The sequence below is a fragment of the Aeromonas rivuli genome (assembly GCF_020149575.1).
In the GTDB taxonomy this organism is placed as follows: Bacteria; Pseudomonadota; Gammaproteobacteria; order Enterobacterales; family Aeromonadaceae; genus Aeromonas; species Aeromonas rivuli.
Genome location: NZ_CP079742.1, coordinates 1,188,424 through 1,204,756, shown reverse-complemented (window position 1 = coordinate 1,204,756; position 16,333 = coordinate 1,188,424). Strand labels below are relative to the sequence as shown.

Sequence of the window (16,333 nt, the reverse complement as noted above, 5' to 3'; positions counted from 1 at the left end):
CTGCTTAAGCTGACGCCGTTCGTCGTTCAAGCAGGACTCTTTTGGTGAATATCTCCCGTTACTCCGCCCTCGCAGCACTGGTTTTGATCTTGCTCGCCAGCGTGCTCAGCGCAGCCCTCGGCTATGGCTGGCGCCAGCTCAGTGTGAGCGAAGCCAACCAGCATCAGCATGATCGCCTCGCCCAGCGGCTCACCAGCACCCTGCAAGGGGCACTGCGCGACTATCTGGCCAGCGGTGATCCGGTGCGTCTCGCCAGTGCCGAAGGGGCGCGCCGCCAGGCCCTCAATCAGCTGGATCACCTGGATAGCCCGCAGACCATGCCCCTCAGAGCCGAGCTTGAGCTAATGGGCAAGAAGATAGCGAGCGACTATCTCGCCGCCGGCAAGCTCTCCGGCAACAGTCAGGGTTTGCTGCAAAATGCCGAACGCGAGCTGACCGAGCAGGCCAAGATGCTGCTGCGCTACGGCCAGGGCAGCGATGCCCCGAGCGCGGCCGCCTATCGCCAGGGCGCCGCGGACATGCTCGCCGCCCTGCCCCACCTCATTCATCTGCGCCAGCAATACATGGCCCAGGGCAGTGCCCAGCAATTAGAGGCCCTGCAGTTTGAGCTCGCCAGCCTGAGCCGCCAGGCCGACGCGCTGGCCGCCCTGCCACTGCTTGGGCTGCTCGAGGCGGCTCCCGCCGAAGAGGAGTTCACCCTGGGCGAGCCCGAGCGGCGCGATCTGGGCCAGCAGCCCCGCAACGAGTTGCAGAGCCTGCTGCGTCGCTACCCTCAGGAGCTGATCAACAGCCAGCAGGCCCTGGCCCGGCAAGAGGCGGCCCGCGAGGCGGTCAATCGGGATCTCGACAAGATGCTCGCCGCCTTGACCCGGATGGGGGATGCCCTCGGCGCCGAGCGCCAGCAGGTCAATGGCCAGCTGGCCACCGTGCTGGGCAGCCTGGCCCTCGCCCTGGTCATGACGGCGCTGCTGTTCGCCTGGTGTCAGCGGCGCTGGATAGTCGGCCCCCTGCATCGACTGCGCGCCGCCTTCATCCAGCTCGAGCAGACCGGCCTGGCCGAGCCCTTGCGGCAGGGGCGCGAGCGTAACGAGCTGGCCGACATAGTGGCAAGCTACAACCGGTTGCTCGCCCACAAGCAGCAGGAACAGTCGCACAAGGAGGGCCAGCTCGAGGCGGTCTCCCTCAGTTTGCAAGGCATGGTCAGTCAGGTGCAGGACATCCACCAGCGCACTCACACCGCTGAGCAGGCGGTGGACGAAGGGGAGCTGATGATGAACGAACTGAACCTGCTCGCCAGCGAGGTGCATCAGGTTGCCGCGGATATCGCCCTCCATGCCCAACACAACGAACAGTCGATGACAGACAGTGAACAACTGGTGGGAGGCATGCTGCAGGCGACCGAACTGACCGGCCAGGCTATCCATGAGAGTGGCGATGCCCTGACCGAACTGCGCCGCTCCGTCGATGACGTCACCGCCATCGTCGATGTGATTGGCCATATCGCCCAGCAGACCAACTTGCTGGCGCTCAATGCCGCCATCGAAGCGGCCCGGGCAGGGGAGCATGGCCGGGGGTTTGCCGTGGTGGCCGACGAGGTGCGCCACCTCTCCGGCGACACCCAGCGCTCCCTTGGCCAGATCACCGAGATATTGCAGCGCCTCACCGGCTCGGGAGAGCAGATCACCGCAGTCCTTGGCCGCATTCATCGCGAGTCGGCCCAGCAACGCCAGCAGGCCGAGCAACTGCGCCAGACCACCCAGCAGGTACGGGACATGGCGCGCAGCACGGCCGTCATCGCCCTGCAGGGAGCGGACAACGCCAAGAGCCAGGAGCGCAAGCTCGCCACTTTCGCGGCACTGATCGGCAAGATCAGCCAGCATGCCCACCAGGTCAGCCAGCTCTCGGTCCAGGTCTCGGGGCACATACAGCACCAGGCAGGGCAGATCCCCAAGATCCTCGGCCATCAGCCCTGAATCACAGGCGCCAGCACCGCTCATTTTATTCGGCTCGCCTCGCGCGAGCTTTTTTTGCGGCACAAAATTAACTGTTAAATACTGGTTAACATACAAAGTTCGGCACAAGCCGCCTGCCACCGCACCGGGGTGACACAATTACATCTGAAAACGTTATCGTGCCAGTCATACCGCCGCCTGAGCGACTTTCCCCTTAATGATACATTTATTTGCACTCGGTCATATTTTTGAAACTTGGCGGGAACTTTTAATTGATATTTCGCACCGCGAACGTACTCTTGCCTTATCCGATCCGCCAAGGTCGGTACACAAAAAATAAAAGTTGTACAGAGCCAAGCACTGTTCGCGATTGATGAGCCAAGACATCGAGGCAGAACAGCGAGAGAAACGTCTTTTTTTTGCCCTTCAGGGTTTTGATTGCAATGCCAATACCGTGCGACGGCCTGATGCCAGATCGCCGGATAAAAAAGCTAAGTCCATATAATCAGGAGCAATTTAAAATGGAAAAAGTGATCTTCAAGCGTGCTGCCTTGAGTACTGCGGTCATCGCCGCGCTGCTCTCCCCCGGTTTGGCATTGGCTGCCGATGAAGTCAGCCCCGCCTATAAAGCGGCTGCCAGCAAATTCTACGAAGAGGGCAAGCTCAACGGCGGTCTCTTCTACTTCCAGCGTGACCGTGTCCGTAAAGAGGGCGCCGGTGACGGCAAGTACCACGATAACCTGGCCCACGCCACCTCCCAGATTTCCCTGAACTACAACTCCGGCCATGCCTGGGATGTGGTCGGTATCGATGTGGGTGGTTTCGGTGCCTATGACCTGTCTGTCGACGAGAGCAACGGCGTCAACGAGGAGAACGAATTCTCCTTCATCGGCACCAAGTGGGGCGACAAGATGGACGGCGTGCCCGAGGGTGGCTTCAGCCTCTCCAACGCGGCGCTGAAACTGCGCTTCATGGACGGTGCCATCACCGCCAAGGGTGGTCTGACTCAGCTCTACGTACCGGGTATCCTGGGTGTCAACTGGTCCTATCAACCCGGTACCTACCGTGGTGGCCAGATCGAGGGTAACTTCGGTGGTCTCTACCTGACCTACGCCATTGCCGACGAATACAAGGCCCCCTGGTTCAAGGAAACCGCTGGTTTCTCCAAGAAGACCATGTATGCCGGCAGCGATGTCGCCTTCAATGACGAAAACAGCATCGACTACATCCACGGTCTGGCCGCTCGCTACACCTTCGATGGCGGCACCGCGGTCACTGGCTCCTTCGGGCAATCCCAAGGCTACATGGACAGCTACCACTTCAAGCTGGCCCACAAATTTGACGTACTGGGTGGCCTGAACACCAGCTACCAGTTCTACGGCTCCAACACCGACAACGACGACTACGACGGTCTGGCATGGCAACAGGCGCTGACCGCCAGCTGGGCCATGGGTCCTTACGGCTTCCGTGCCGAGGGTCTGTACACCAAGGCTGATGGTGACCTGGGTAACTACCTGCCCCGTCTGACCACTGGCTACGCCAACTCCCAGGGTGCGAACGAGATTTGGTGGGATTCCCGCTCCGACTGGAACGAGAACGGCGAGATCGCCCTGTTTGCCGGTGTGACTCGCTCCCTGGATGATCTGGTCGGTGCCCCTGGCTGGACCGTCGGTGTCTCCGGTGCCTATGGTTGGGGCGCTCAGAATGGCGACAAGAGCCTGGATGAAGACGGCAAAGAGTGGGCCGCCAACTTCGACGTCATGTACACAGTGCAAGACGGCAAGCTGAAAGGCACCCTGTTCAAACTGCACTACACCGATTACAACAACGAACAAGACGAGAAGGGCAGCTGGTACTACCCGAACATGTTCACCTCCGAGCATGACGTCAAGTTCCACATCATCATGCCGTTTACCATTCTGTAAGCTGCTGACCATAAAGAAAAACCGGGCCAATTGGCCCGGTTTTGTTTTATGGGGTTGCGCGCTACTATGACGCCTTCCCTTCCCAAGGAGAGTGCCATGTCCCGTTTCGTGCTGATCACCGGTTGCTCCAGCGGCATAGGCCTGGCCGCCGCCCGGGCCCTCGGCGCTGCCGGCTTCACGGCCATCGCCTCGGCCAGACGCCCCGAAGACGTGACACGTTTGCAAGGGGAAGGTCTGCTGGCGGTGCGGCTGGATCTCGATGATGAAGCCAGCATTGAGGCTGGCGCCCGCGAGGCGATGCAACTGGCCGGAGGCCGCCTCTATGGCCTGTTCAATAACGGTGCCTACGGCCAGCCCGGCGCCATCGAAGATCTGCCGACCCCTGCCCTGCGTGCGCAATTCCAGACCAATCTGTTCGGCTGGCATCATCTCATTCGCCAGGTGCTGCCAAGCATGCTGGCCGCAGGCGAGGGCCGCATCGTGCAAAACAGCTCTGTGCTGGGACTGGTTGCCATGAGATATCGCGGCGCCTATAACGCCAGCAAGTTTGCCCTTGAGGGTTACACCGACACCCTGCGCCTCGAACTCAGGGGCAGCGGCGTCGAGGTCAGCCTGATAGAGCCGGGCCCTATCGACACCCGTTTTCGCGCCAATGCCCGCGCCGCGTTCTTGCATCACCTGGGCTCGGTCCGCAGTCGCCATGAAGGGGATTATCGCCTGACCCTCGCCAGGTTGGAGAAAGAGGGGCCAAGCGGGCGCTTCACCCTGCCAAGTGAGGCGTGCGTGCCGCCCCTGCTCCATGCGCTAGGGAGCCGGCGCCCCCGCCATCGCTATGGGGTGACGCTGCCGACCAAGCTGTTTGCCATCTTGCGCCGCCTGCTGCCGAGTCGCTGGCTCGACGCCCTGCTCGCCAAATCCGCCTGATCTCCGTCAGCCTGGGGTAGACAGGAACAGGCCATAGCCCGTGGTTAACCGAGGTCGGTGCGGCTCCTGCACAGTGAACCCCTCAGTAATGCTCGCCGTTGCTGTAGTAGGCTGATTTGTCGATGGGCAACACCTGCACCACCACATGGGTCTGCTCCCCCAGCGCCTGCTTGAGATGGCGGGTGATGAGCGCCGCCGCCTCATCTTGTTGCGCCTGCGGGCGGGCAAACCAGAGCAGCTCGACGAAGGGGTTGCCCCGCTCCTGCGCCCCGTCGCGCACGAAGGGATGGGTCAGGCACTCCAGGGTGACAAACTCGGGTTTACCGCCGGTCAGGGTGCAGAGATCGGCAACGAGCCGAGTGCTGATCCCTTGTACTGTCTCGATGTCGACGGCGCGAAAACGCAGGTGGGGCATGGGAAAACCTCTTGGCTGATAGTGATGAGGCCTTATCATAGACCCAAGCCATCCCATGAATCATGTGCAAACTGCCCACCGTTAAGGAGTTCCATGCCCACCCCCCGCTTGCTACTGCCCCTGCTCCTCTGGCTGCTGCTGCCAACAAGGCTGCTGGCCGAACCCGCCTTCTATCAGCTGAGCAAGGGGGACCAGCAGTTCTGGCTGCTCGGCTCCATCCATGCCGCCGAGGCGAGCATCTATCCCCTGCCGACCAGCATAGAGCGCGCCTGGGCCCAGAGTCGGGCCCTGGTCGTCGAGGTCGACATGCAGAATATTCCGAGCAGCGAATGGCAACAGATGGCGAGTCTGACGCGCTTGCCGAGCGGCCAGACCCTGGCCAGCCAGATAGAACCTGCGCTCTATCAACGCACCATAGTGGCGGCCAGACAGTTGGGCCTGCCGGATGGGAGCCTGGATGCGCTGCAACCCTGGTTTGCCGCCATCACCCTGACCCAGAGCGCCCTCGCCAAGACGGCGTTTAGCGGTCAATACGGCATCGATCAGCACTTCACCACCCTGGCCGCCAAGAGCGGCAAGCCCATACAGGGGCTGGAGAGTCTCACCGAACAGCTCGGTTACCTCGCGAGCGTGGCCGAGCATCAAGACCTGATGCTGAGTGCCACCCTGGACGAGCTACCCGAACTCGATGTCAGCTTCGCCGCCATTCTCCAGGCGTGGCAGGATGGCGATCAGGGCCAGCTGATTGCTCTGCTCAAGGCCGACATGGCCCCCCCCGAGTTGCAACAGTGGCTGGAACAGACCCTGCTCGCCAAGCGCAACCACAACTGGCTCACACGTCTGGGCAAGCTGCCAAACGAGAGTTTCGTGGTGGTCGGCGCCCTGCACCTCTATGGCGACCAGGGACTGCTGGCCCTGCTTGAAGGCGCGGGTTGGCGCATTGATGCCCTGACCGAGGCCAGGATCCAGGGCTAGGTGCAACCATGCTCGTGAGTCTGATCACAGAAGTCAGCGTCGATTAAATAAGCGACATGGGAGTTGATCGAGATCATTCCTGCCCTCTAAAGGGGTATCTATCATGCCTGTCATCGATGGATGGCAGGAGCAGATGAGATGGATTTTTGGTTGAACCTGATGTTTGGTCACCCGGTGGGGTGGATGTCCATGCTGGTCATACTGGTGACGGCGGCCCTGATCAGCTTCTATGCCGGCTACTTCATCTACAAGGTACACAAGGCGCAGCCCCCGATAGAGGAGGTGCAGCCAGATACCAAGCCGTCCCACCACTGAACCCGTCCCAAATATCCGCAATAAAATGATATCCAGAGTAAAACGGGCGCCAAGGCGCCCGTTTTACTGCCTCTTTGCCACGCGGGACATGCGCCGCGCCGCCTGATGGCTGCACCATTGTCAGGCCTGTGTTGCGATGGCGATGACCTGCCATCCCTGAGCGCGCGCCGCCTCCTCAATCCGTCGTCACTGAGCGTGACAGCCTGCAGGTCAGCATGCCGATGCGATGGCGGGCTAAGCCAGGGATGACCGGCAAGCAACGACCCCTGAACACCGATGACTGACCAGGCGGGTGTTGGCCCGGGCGCCGGGGCGATGCTAGCATCAGGGCGCCCGCCCTTGCCAGGAGCGGGGCTGCCCACGGGCAGCAAGGACCCAAACACAATAACAAGGACCCTGTATGTCATATCAGAAGCTTGCACAGCACCAACAGCAGCTGCACCGTCTGGCACACCTTGGCGCCATCTGCGGCTGGGATCAGGCCGCCGTCATGCCAGAGGGGGGCAATGAGGCCCGCGCCGAGGCCATGGCCGAGCTGGAGGTGCTGATCCATGGCAAACGCACAGCGCCTCAGATAGCAGACTGGATTGCCGCCGCCGAGGGCGAGCCGCTCGACGAACTGCAAGGCGCCAACTTGCGCGAAATAAAACGCCATTGGCAAGATGCGAGCCTGCTGCCGAGCGATCTCGTCGAGGCATTGTCGCTCGCCGGCAGCAAGTGCGAACACGCCTGGCGCAGCCAGCGCAAGCAGAACGACTGGGCCGGTTTTGCCCCCAACCTCAAGGAGGTGGTGACCCTGTCGCGGGAGGTGGCCTCCTTGCGCGCCGAGGCGCTCAATGTCCGTCCCTATGACGCCATGCTGGCGCTCTATGAGCCGGGCATGACGAGCGCACGACTCGATGGCATCTTCGGCGATCTCAGCGCCTGGCTGCCGAACCTCATCCAGACGGTGAGCGCACGACAGCAGAGTGACGAGCTGCTTGCCCCGCAAGGCCCCTTCCCCATCGCCACCCAGCAGGCACTTGGCAAGGAGGTGATGGCACTGCTCGGCTTCGATTTCGCCCACGGCCGCCTCGACGTCAGCAGCCACCCGTTCTGCGGCGGCGTGCCGACGGATGTGCGGATCACGACCCGCTACAACGAGCAGGAGTTCGTCTCCAGCCTGATGGGCATAGTGCACGAGACGGGCCACGCCCGTTATGAGCAGGGTCTGCCACGCAATCTGCTCGGTCAGCCGGTCGCCGAGGCGCGATCCATGGGTATCCACGAGAGCCAGAGCCTGTTTTGCGAGATGCAGCTCGGCCATGACCCCGCGTTCTTGAATCTGATCGCCCCCCGCATCCAGCACCATTTCGGCACTCAGGCCGCCCTCGCCCCCGCGAATCTCGAAAAACTGTACCAGCGGGTCGAACCCGGCCTCATCCGTGTCGATGCGGACGAAGTGACCTACCCGGCGCACGTCATACTGCGCTACGAGCTGGAGCGCGATCTCATCGAGGGTCGCATCGAGGTCGCAGACATCCCCGCGTTGTGGGATATGAAGATGCAGCAGTGGCTCGGCCTGTCGACCAAGGACAATTACCAGAATGGTTGCATGCAGGACATCCACTGGACTGATGGCTCATTCGGATACTTCCCGAGCTACACGCTCGGCGCCATGTACGCGGCGCAGCTGCGCTTCGCGCTGGAGCGCAACCTCGGTGAAACCCTGGGCAACCTGGTTGCCCAGGGGCGACTCGCCGAGGTGTTCGGCTGGTTGCAGCAAAACCTGTGGCAACACGGCAGCGCGTTCGACACGGACGAGCTGATCGCCAGGGCAACGGGCGAGGCGCTGAACCCGCAATGGCTGCGTAAACACCTCGAGCAACGCTACCTGCGCTGATGTGCACGCCCAACCACCTTGAGCCAGGCCCAGCCAACACAGACGCCCCCGGGCGTCTGTTTTTTTATATTGCTGTCCGATCCTGGCTAGTATCCGCCCACGACCCCGCTTACTCTGCCTCTAGCAAACGCGAGTGATGGGGCCATCCCCCACCCTCGCCACCCTATTCCCAAGGCAATATTCGTGCTGCCGCACAGTCACAGGAGCCGCGTCATGGCCAGTTCAGATCCCGCGAAGCGTGCCGTTTCCACCAGCACCACCGCCCATGTGGTGAGCGAGGGGACCGCACCGGGCACGGATCATGCCGAGGCGCACGAGCAGGCCCGCATCGGCTTGAGTCGTGCCGAGTGTCTGGAGGCGCGGTTGGCGCACGATGCGCGTTTCGATGGCCGCTTCTTCACCGGCGTGCTGTCGACCGGCATCTATTGCCGTCCCATCTGCCCGGCGCGCGCGCCGCTTGAGCGCAACGTGCGTTATTTTCAGAGCGCCGCGAATGCGGAGCAGTTCGGGCTAAGACCCTGTCTGCGCTGTCGCCCCGAGCTTGCCCCCGGCCTACAGCAGGTGCTGCCTGAGGTACTGACTCGCGCGCTCAGGGCGATAGATAGTGGCATGCTCGCCGAACAATCCCTGGCGCAACTCGCTCGCGCGCTCGGCGTCACCGAGCGCACGCTGCGCCGCCAGTTCGAACAGCATCTCGGCGCCGCGCCGATGCAGATAGAGCAGACGCGGCGTCTGCTGCTCGCGAAGCGCCTGCTCGCCGATACCCGCCTGCCGATCACCGAGATAGCCTACGCGGCCGGTTTCACGAGCATTCGCCGCTTCAATGATGCCTGGCAACACGCCTATGGCATGGCGCCGCGCACCCAGCGGGCCGCCTCCTCTTACCCATCCCTTCCCGAGCTCAAGGGGGAGACGACCTTGACGCTGCGCCTTGCCTACCGGCCCCCTTATGACGTGCACGCCATGCTGGCATTTTATCGGCTGCGCGCCATCCCGGGGCTGGAGCGAGCCGGAGCGGATTTTTACGAGCGACGCCACCGGGTTCAGGGCAGTGAGGGGTGGATCCGCGTCGAGCCGGGCCTGGGCCACAGCCTGAACGTGACGCTGAGCGGTGTGGCGCTGCGCGCCCTGCCGGACATCTTGCACAGGGTGCGGCGCATGTGGGATCTGGATGCAGATCTGGGGCAGATAAGCGCACATCTGACCCGGGATCCGCTGTTGGCACGGCTCGCGGCGCACAGCCCTGGCGTGCGACTGCCCGCGGGTTGGAGTGATTATGAGGTGCTGCTGCGCGCCATCGTCGGCCAGCAGGTATCGGTCAAGGGTGCCATTACCATCATGGGGCGGCTGGTGGCTCGCACCGAGGCACAATTTGGCGAGGCGGCGCTGCCGACCCCGGCACAGTTGTGCGCACTGGATCTCGATGGCATCGGCATGCCCGGCAGCCGCATTCGCACGCTGCAAGGGGTCGCCGCCGCCATGGTGAGCGGCGCGCTGGTGCTGGAGGGGGATTGTGATGAGGCGTTACTCGCCCTTCCCGGCATAGGTCCCTGGACGATTGCTTACTGGCGCCTGCGCACCGGTCGCGATACGGATGCGTTTCCGGCCTCGGATCTCGTGTTGCAAAAGGCGCTCGGCACCGGACAAAAGCTGCCGGTTCCCGAGATGGAGACGCGCAGTCAACCCTGGCACCCCTGGCGCGCTTACGCCGCCAGCTGGTTATGGCACGCCATGAGCGTTGCCCCTGAACTGCTTGGCATCGAGAGTGGCCCCAGGCCGAAACGGCCCAAGAGCGCCCCGACCACCGCAACCCCTGACAACCCGGAGACAACATCATGATCCGTTACGACCTGCTGACCACCGACTGCGGTCCTTTGCTCATTGCCATCAATGCGCAGGGTCTGTGTCATGTGGATTTTCTGGAAGGTGAACGCCCCCTGGCCATCCAGGATGAGTGGCAGCAAGATGCCGCAGCCCTGGCCCCCTATCTGGCGGAGTTTCGCGAGTATTTTACCGGGGAGCGCCAAGAGTTCACCCTGCCACTCGCGGCCAAAGGAACCGAGTTCCAGCAAGCGGTGTGGCAGGCGCTGCGCGACATTCCCTATGGCGAGACCTGCAGCTATGGGGAGATAGCGCGTCGCATCGGCAGGCCCAAGGCGGTACGCGCCGTGGGCGCCGCCAACGGCCGCAATCCGCTCTCCATCATAGTGCCCTGCCATAGGGTGATCGGCCAAAATGGCAGCCTGACCGGCTACGCGGGGGGATTGGCGATCAAGCAGGCGCTGCTCAAGCTGGAGGGGATAGATAGTTAACGCATTGAAGCATCCTCCCCCTGGCTCCGACCTCGTTGCACAGACAGAAGCCAGGGAGATCGTCAGTGACAGATGACCCCGTGCCGAGCTGTCGCCGATGGATGGCCCATTACCTGACAGGTATCGCCTTCGCCGCACTGCTGATTGGCATCTGGGGGGGATCCTGGACTCAGGCTCCCACTCTGGGCCCGGCACTGATCATTGGCATTGGTACCGTCGTGGCGCCCTTCCTGCTCATGCAGCCAGGCATGGGCGCCGGCATCGCCGCCTCCCGCACAACGCACCCGACCTCTGCCCGGATCCAGAGTCTCATCGCCCATGGGGTGTTCGGTCTTGGCTTGTATGCATCAGGCTGGGCGATAAAGCTGCTTCATTGGGGATGAGCCTCAACAGAGGGTCAGAGCACCACTTTCAGCGCCAGTCCCAGCAGCACCAGGCCACTCAGTTTGTCGATGACGGAGGATTTGGCCTTGAGCCAGGCCAGCACGGGGCCACGGGAGAGCAGCAGGGCCACCAGCACATACCAGAGCGCGTCTATGCCACCTGCGGTCAGCATCATGATGCTCCCCTCCCGCCAACCGGTATCGGCGTGGACGAACTGGCTGAACAACGCCAGGAAGAAGATGGCAAGCTGGGGGTTGAGGAAGGCAACCATGAACCCTTCGAAGGCCCCCTGACGGCCCCGGCTCTGATGCTCACCCGCTTCGACGCCAGTGGCCTGGGGTTTGGCAAGCAGCGCCTTGATGCCGAGCCAGGCGAGGAAGGCGGCGCCGCCATAGCGAATGAGATCAAACAGCAGCGGGGTCTGAGTGATCAGGATGGCGAGGCCGAGGGCGGTGATCAGCGCATAGATCCCGACCCCCAGACCATGGCCGAGCGCGGTCGCCACCCCGTGCCGCTGCCCACCCTGTACCGTATTGCGGATGATCAATGCCAGACTGGGCCCCGGGCTGATGGCGCCCATCACGCAGATGGCAGCGAGGGCCAACCAGCTTGTCAATTCCATATCAGTGACTCCGAAAACCCATAGTGCTGGTCAAGGTAGCGCCATACCCACCATGCCAGTAGTGAAAGTTATGAATAGAATCCATAACCCATGGCTATAGCGGATCGGGCCGCACCAGTTCAGCACCCGATGCATGGGCGGTAGCCGCAACTGGCGGATGCGCCGGGCGCCAAGATCAGGCCCGGCTGGCCCTCATGGTGCGCTGCAGATGCTCCTTCAGAAAAGGAAAAGCGAGTTCGCGAAACCAGCGATGTGCCGGATCCTGATGGTGACGCTGGTGCCACATCAGGTGGTACTGCTGGAAACTTGTCTGAAATGGCAGTGAGACAAAACAGAGCTGATGGCGCTGGCTCAACTGCCAGGCGATATGTGCCGGAGTCGTCATCAGGCAATCGGTGCGCAGCAAGACCTCGAGGGCAGCCTGGAAAAAAGGGACCCTGGCGAACCAACGCCGCGTCAACCCCTGCGGGGCCAGTACTTGCTCCACCGGGCTGTCTTTATCGCCGCCGCCACTCACCTGCAAGTGGGGCCAGGCCAGGTAATCTTCCAGGCTGAGCGCTCGCCCGGCGAGGGGGTGATGGCGTCCCATCAGCACCGCCAGCTGGTCCTCTCCCTGATGCAGACCCCGGATCTGATCCGGTACCAGATCCGTGATGGTGGACACGAGATCCAGGTCGGATCGCCACAATTCGGGTAACTGACGCTTGTCCCACAGGTTGTACTCCAGCGCCGCTCCCGGCGCCTGTCGGGCCAGTTCGGCACAAATATCCGGCAATATGTACTGAGCCACGTAGTCCGAGGAGGCCAGCTTGAACACCCGCTCGCAGTCGGCGGGGGCAAAGATGGGGGATGCATAGAGCCGCTCGATCCCGGCCAGCGACTCTCCCAGCACCACGGCAAGGGCCTCGGCCCTTGGCGTCAACAGCCAGCGTTGTCCCTCCCGAACCAGCAACGCATCGCCAAACTCCTCCCGAAGCTGGCTCAGCTGCTTGCTGATAGCCGGTTGGCTCAGATGCAAAAGCTCCGCCGCCCGGCTGAGATTGCGGGTTGCCAGCAGCACTTTCAGGGTGGGAAGCAGGTTCAGATTGGGGTTCATACTTGATGTCACGCGCGCACTCCTTGTCGGCCAAGTCCATCTTAATCCAGGGCGGCGTCATTCCCTAACCCGAGCCGAAATAGCCAACGACCTCAAGCACCTGCAACAGTTTGCAACCGGTAATCCAACCCGACGCAGCCCTTCATCCCCATGCCGCCCCGAGATGACCACTGGATGACAGATCCCGGCCATTACGCCATAATTGCGCCACTTTTCGCCTCATGCTTCGCCCGATTGAGGGCCCTCAGACAAGTGGTCACACCATGAATTACGCCAATATCACAGGTTGGGGAAAATGCCTGCCCCCCGCAGTGCTGAGCAATGACGATCTCTGCACCATCATGGCAACATCGGATGAGTGGATCCACTCCCGCACCGGCATCAAGGCCCGCCGAGTCTCCCATGTCAGCACCTCTGCCCTCGCCACCCTGGCCGCTCGTCGCGCTCTGGCCTGTGCCGGCCTCGATGCCGACCAACTCGATGGCATCATACTCGCGACCGCCACCCCGGGGACGCTGGTACCGAACGGCGCCTCAGCGGTGCAGCAAGCGCTGGGAGCGCACAATGCCGCCGTATTCGACCTCAATGCCGCCTGTACGGGATTTGTCTATGCCCTCTCGGTGGCCACCGCCCTGGTGCAGACCGGCATGATGAAGAAGGTGCTGGTGATAGGCGCCGAACGCCTGACCACACTGCTGGACTGGGCCAAGCGGGACACCGCCGTCTTGTTTGGTGATGGCGCCGGGGCCGTGGTGGTCGAGGCAAGCCACCAGCAAGCTGGGCTCATCGCCAACAAGCTGGGGTGTGACGGCGAGGCGCGCGAGATCCTGCACATCCCGAACTTTGGCACTGATCGCATCCGTTTCGCCGATATTGATGGCCTGTTCACCTTCAACTTCGAAGGTCAGGAGATCTTCAAACGCGCGGTACGTGGCATGGGTGAGGCGATCGGCGCCGTGTTGGCCCAGGCCAATATCAGCCCGGAGCAGGTCGACCTCATGGTGCCCCATCAGGCCAATATCCGCATCATAGAGACCCTCGCCAAGCGCATGAATGCGCCCATGGACAAGGTGATGATCAACATCGAAAACTATGGCAACACCTCCGCTGCCACAGTCCCTATCGCCCTGTGCGAGGCACTGGAGCAGGGCCGAGTCGCCCCCAACAGCTGGCTGCTCACCGCCGCCTTCGGCGCAGGCCTGACCTGGGGGGCCGCCCTCATCAAGTGGGGGGACAGGGTCACCCCGCTTCGCCACTGTGATGCCGAGCTCCCTCCTTGCGAGCAGACGGGCCTTGAACTCATTGCCCATGCCGTCGCGGGTTGCCAGCAGGCCGCTCGCCCGGAAGGATCCGCGTCGTAGCGAGGCGCTCCTCTGCGAGCGTCAGTCGCGGGTTTTCTGCAAGCGATCTTTCACGAAGATAAGTTCCATAAGAGGATGGTCCAGTGCCATCCTCTGCCTCACCCCTCCCCCAGTTCATCCCCTCTCCACGCTTTATCTTGCTGATCCCTTGCCTTTTTTCTTTTTGAGCTACCATTACTGAGCAATCGATTATTAGCGGCATTTGCTTGTACTTCCCAGCCCTTAAATAAGTACCGATTGCTCCCCTCGTGTTCACGGATGAGCTCACGTATGGCAAAACAAAACGCTATCTTCCCCGGTCGGGCGCCCCTCTTCTGGCTGCTCACCATGGCAGTGATCAACGGGATCCTGCTCTGTATCCAGGCCCAGGGGATACCTTATCCCTATCTGGCCCTCAACCTGGCATTGGCTCTGATCTTTGGCATCTGGCTCAGTCGCCACCAGACCAGCGCACAGCAACCTGCCCCTGAGAACCTGCAACCTGTGGTGGCGCCTGCCCTGGCTGGACTAGAGCAGGTCTGCGAACAGGCCGTCCCCATTTGGACCAAGCAGATCGAGAACTCCCGCCAGCAGAGTGAGGGAGCCATGATCAGCCTCACCGAACGCTTCGTCGGCATCTCCACCAAGCTCGAAGAAGCGGTCGCCGCGTCCCATCACGCAGCCGGGGACCTGGCCGGTGAAAACTCGCAAGGCATGGCCGCCGTGCTGACCGAGAGTCAGCAACAGCTTAATGCCGTGCTGGCCAGCATGCACAGGGCCCAGCAGAACAGGGACGCCATGCTGGCGGAGATCAAGGGGCTCACCGCCTATACCCAGGAGCTCAATGCCATGGCCCTGGATGTGGCCAAGATAGCGTCCCAAACCAATCTGCTCGCCCTCAATGCGGCCATCGAAGCGGCCCGGGCCGGCGAGGCGGGCCGCGGCTTCGCCGTGGTTGCCGGCGAGGTGCGCACCCTGTCGCACTTGTCGAGTGAGACGGCCAAGAAGATGTCCGGCAAGGTCGATACCATCAACACCGGCATTGGTCAGGTGCTCCAGATAGCCGAGTTGGCGGCAACCAAGGATCACGAGTCCGTTGCGAACTCGGAGCAATCCATAGAACAAGTGTTGACCCGCTTTCGCAGTGCCACCGCCAGCCTGGCCGAGTCTGCGGCCCTCTTGCAACACGAGAGCAGCGGCATCCATGCCGAGATATCTGACGTCATCGTCTCTCTCCAGTTCCAGGACAGGGTCAGCCAGATCCTCAGCCATGTTCGCCAGAACATGGAGAGCCTGTCTGACCACCTCATTGCAGCAAAACAGGCTCCAGCCCATGAACGGCTCGCCATCGATGCCGAGCGCTGGCTGTCGGACATGGAGCTCTCCTATGCCACCGACGAACAGCGCAATATCCACCATGGCAAGCACGCCGCCGCACAGAAAACAGACACTGACATCACCTTTTTTTAGGAGCTAAGCATGGGAAAAACCATCTTGATCGTGGATGACTCGGCCACCATTCGTCAGGTTGTCGGCATGACTCTCAAAACCGCTGGCTACGATGTCATCGATGCCTGCGATGGCCGGGATGCCTTGCGCAAACTCGATGGCAAGAAGATCAACCTCATCATCAGTGACGTCAATATGCCGAATATGGACGGGATCAGCTTCGTCAAGGAGGCCAAGAAGCTGCCCAGCTACAAATTCACCCCCATCATCATGCTGACCACCGAATCCCAGGACAGCAAGAAGCAGGAAGGGCAGGCAGCCGGGGCCAAGGCCTGGGTCGTCAAGCCGTTCCAACCGGAGCAGATGTTGGCCGCCGTCGCCAAACTCATCATGCCTTAGTCAGAGGTGCCTATGCCGCTACATGCCGAACGAATGTCAGACAAGATCGCCATGAAACTGGAAGGAGAAATGACCATCTACCATGCCCGCGAACTCAAGGAACAGATGAGCGAATGGCTGGAGCAGCCGCAAGAGATTGAGATGGACCTGTCCGGTGTCAGCGAAATAGACAGCGCCGGCCTGCAACTGCTGATCGCCGCCAAGCAAGCGTCCCAAGCCAAGGGGCGTAGCCTGCATCTGCTGTTTCACAGTCAGGCCGTGCTCGATGCCATAGAGCTGTGCAACCTCTCCGGCTTCTTCGGCGATCCCACTCTGCTGCGCTACACCCTCAACGACTAGACCG

General features: G+C 61.9%; 16 protein-coding genes. 13 read left to right on the top strand and 3 right to left on the bottom strand.

Annotation, left to right across the window (positions count from 1 at the left end; all coding sequences use genetic code 11):
• Window positions 1-44 precede the first annotated feature (44 nt).
• The 3 genes from KYK33_RS05815 (at window position 45) to KYK33_RS05805 (ending at window position 4,801) form a co-directional block, all read left to right on the top strand.
• On the top strand, window positions 45-1,973 hold the full coding sequence (locus tag KYK33_RS05815) for a methyl-accepting chemotaxis protein (RefSeq protein ID WP_224432337.1): 1,929 nt from the start codon (window positions 45-47) through the stop codon (window positions 1,971-1,973).
• 500 nt (window positions 1,974-2,473) lie between these two features.
• Window positions 2,474-3,877 (top strand): OprD family outer membrane porin, encoded by a 1,404-nt coding sequence (locus KYK33_RS05810; protein WP_042041362.1) that lies wholly within the window; start codon window positions 2,474-2,476, stop codon window positions 3,875-3,877.
• Between the two features lie 96 nt (window positions 3,878-3,973).
• Window positions 3,974-4,801 carry an SDR family oxidoreductase gene (locus KYK33_RS05805; RefSeq protein ID WP_224432336.1) on the top strand — a complete coding sequence of 276 codons (828 nt, stop codon included), beginning with the start codon at window positions 3,974-3,976 and terminating at the stop codon, window positions 4,799-4,801.
• Between the two features lie 82 nt (window positions 4,802-4,883).
• On the opposite strand, the gene KYK33_RS05800 is transcribed toward KYK33_RS05805, so the two are convergent.
• Complete coding sequence (locus KYK33_RS05800; protein WP_224432335.1) at window positions 4,884-5,216, bottom strand: DUF1904 family protein; 333 nt, start codon at window positions 5,214-5,216, stop codon at window positions 4,884-4,886.
• Window positions 5,217-5,309: 93 nt separating this feature from the next.
• On the opposite strand from KYK33_RS05800, the gene KYK33_RS05795 reads away from it, so the two are divergent.
• From KYK33_RS05795 to KYK33_RS05770, 6 genes are all read left to right on the top strand, one after another.
• Window positions 5,310-6,191: a TraB/GumN family protein gene (locus tag KYK33_RS05795; RefSeq protein WP_224432334.1), complete on the top strand. Its 882-nt coding sequence runs from the start codon at window positions 5,310-5,312 to the stop codon at window positions 6,189-6,191.
• A gap of 138 nt (window positions 6,192-6,329) precedes the next feature.
• A complete protein-coding gene (locus tag KYK33_RS05790; protein ID WP_084218167.1) occupies window positions 6,330-6,506 on the top strand; it encodes a DUF3149 domain-containing protein in 177 nt (58 codons plus the stop codon).
• A 400-nt stretch (window positions 6,507-6,906) separates the two neighbouring features.
• The gene (locus tag KYK33_RS05785) at window positions 6,907-8,388 is read left to right on the top strand and encodes a carboxypeptidase M32 (protein WP_224432333.1); all 1,482 of its coding nucleotides are present in this window, start codon (window positions 6,907-6,909) and stop codon (window positions 8,386-8,388) included.
• A gap of 213 nt (window positions 8,389-8,601) precedes the next feature.
• Window positions 8,602-10,227: an AlkA N-terminal domain-containing protein gene (locus KYK33_RS05780; RefSeq protein WP_224432332.1), complete on the top strand. Its 1,626-nt coding sequence runs from the start codon at window positions 8,602-8,604 to the stop codon at window positions 10,225-10,227.
• Window positions 10,224-10,700, top strand: a complete 477-nt coding sequence (locus KYK33_RS05775) for a methylated-DNA--[protein]-cysteine S-methyltransferase (protein WP_224432331.1) — start codon at window positions 10,224-10,226, stop codon at window positions 10,698-10,700. Before KYK33_RS05780 ends, KYK33_RS05775 begins: the two co-directional genes overlap by 4 nt.
• Window positions 10,701-10,765: 65 nt before the next feature.
• On the top strand, window positions 10,766-11,083 hold the full coding sequence (locus KYK33_RS05770) for a DUF2938 family protein (protein ID WP_224432330.1): 318 nt from the start codon (window positions 10,766-10,768) through the stop codon (window positions 11,081-11,083).
• 14 nt (window positions 11,084-11,097) lie between these two features.
• On the opposite strand, the gene KYK33_RS05765 is transcribed toward KYK33_RS05770, so the two are convergent.
• The gene (locus tag KYK33_RS05765; protein WP_224432329.1) at window positions 11,098-11,706 is read right to left on the bottom strand and encodes a LysE family translocator; all 609 of its coding nucleotides are present in this window, start codon (window positions 11,704-11,706) and stop codon (window positions 11,098-11,100) included.
• A gap of 175 nt (window positions 11,707-11,881) precedes the next feature.
• Window positions 11,882-12,802, bottom strand: a complete 921-nt coding sequence (locus tag KYK33_RS05760; RefSeq protein WP_224432953.1) for a LysR family transcriptional regulator — start codon at window positions 12,800-12,802, stop codon at window positions 11,882-11,884.
• Window positions 12,803-13,065: 263 nt separating this feature from the next.
• Here KYK33_RS05760 and KYK33_RS05755 point away from each other — a divergent pair, with 263 nt between their 5' ends.
• The 4 genes from KYK33_RS05755 to KYK33_RS05740 all read left to right on the top strand — a co-directional run bounded on the left by KYK33_RS05755 (window position 13,066) and on the right by KYK33_RS05740 (window position 16,329).
• Window positions 13,066-14,163: a ketoacyl-ACP synthase III gene (locus KYK33_RS05755; RefSeq protein WP_224432328.1), complete on the top strand. Its 1,098-nt coding sequence runs from the start codon at window positions 13,066-13,068 to the stop codon at window positions 14,161-14,163.
• Between the two features lie 270 nt (window positions 14,164-14,433).
• On the top strand, window positions 14,434-15,612 hold the full coding sequence (locus KYK33_RS05750) for a methyl-accepting chemotaxis protein (RefSeq protein WP_224432327.1): 1,179 nt from the start codon (window positions 14,434-14,436) through the stop codon (window positions 15,610-15,612).
• 9 nt (window positions 15,613-15,621) lie between these two features.
• A complete protein-coding gene (locus tag KYK33_RS05745; protein ID WP_042041350.1) occupies window positions 15,622-15,990 on the top strand; it encodes a response regulator in 369 nt (122 codons plus the stop codon).
• 12 nt (window positions 15,991-16,002) lie between these two features.
• Window positions 16,003-16,329 carry an STAS domain-containing protein gene (locus KYK33_RS05740; RefSeq protein WP_224432326.1) on the top strand — a complete coding sequence of 109 codons (327 nt, stop codon included), beginning with the start codon at window positions 16,003-16,005 and terminating at the stop codon, window positions 16,327-16,329.
• Window positions 16,330-16,333 lie beyond the last annotated feature (4 nt).

Excerpts from the sequence above, each read along its gene's own strand:
- KYK33_RS05810 (WP_042041362.1), top strand. The coding sequence starts at position 2,474 with ATGGAAAAAGTGATCTTCAAGCGTGCTGCCTTGAGTACTGCGGTCATC.
- KYK33_RS05805 (WP_224432336.1), top strand. The coding sequence starts at position 3,974 with ATGTCCCGTTTCGTGCTGATCACCGGTTGCTCCAGCGGCATAGGCCTG.
- KYK33_RS05800 (WP_224432335.1), bottom strand. The coding sequence starts at position 5,216 with ATGCCCCACCTGCGTTTTCGCGCCGTCGACATCGAGACAGTACAAGGG.
- KYK33_RS05795 (WP_224432334.1), top strand. The coding sequence starts at position 5,310 with ATGCCCACCCCCCGCTTGCTACTGCCCCTGCTCCTCTGGCTGCTGCTG.
- KYK33_RS05790 (WP_084218167.1), top strand. The coding sequence starts at position 6,330 with ATGGATTTTTGGTTGAACCTGATGTTTGGTCACCCGGTGGGGTGGATG.
- KYK33_RS05785 (WP_224432333.1), top strand. The coding sequence starts at position 6,907 with ATGTCATATCAGAAGCTTGCACAGCACCAACAGCAGCTGCACCGTCTG.
- KYK33_RS05780 (WP_224432332.1), top strand. The coding sequence starts at position 8,602 with ATGGCCAGTTCAGATCCCGCGAAGCGTGCCGTTTCCACCAGCACCACC.
- KYK33_RS05775 (WP_224432331.1), top strand. The coding sequence starts at position 10,224 with ATGATCCGTTACGACCTGCTGACCACCGACTGCGGTCCTTTGCTCATT.
- KYK33_RS05765 (WP_224432329.1), bottom strand. The coding sequence starts at position 11,706 with ATGGAATTGACAAGCTGGTTGGCCCTCGCTGCCATCTGCGTGATGGGC.
- KYK33_RS05760 (WP_224432953.1), bottom strand. The coding sequence starts at position 12,802 with ATGAACCCCAATCTGAACCTGCTTCCCACCCTGAAAGTGCTGCTGGCA.
- KYK33_RS05755 (WP_224432328.1), top strand. The coding sequence starts at position 13,066 with ATGAATTACGCCAATATCACAGGTTGGGGAAAATGCCTGCCCCCCGCA.
- KYK33_RS05750 (WP_224432327.1), top strand. The coding sequence starts at position 14,434 with ATGGCAAAACAAAACGCTATCTTCCCCGGTCGGGCGCCCCTCTTCTGG.
- KYK33_RS05745 (WP_042041350.1), top strand. The coding sequence starts at position 15,622 with ATGGGAAAAACCATCTTGATCGTGGATGACTCGGCCACCATTCGTCAG.
- KYK33_RS05740 (WP_224432326.1), top strand. The coding sequence starts at position 16,003 with ATGCCGCTACATGCCGAACGAATGTCAGACAAGATCGCCATGAAACTG.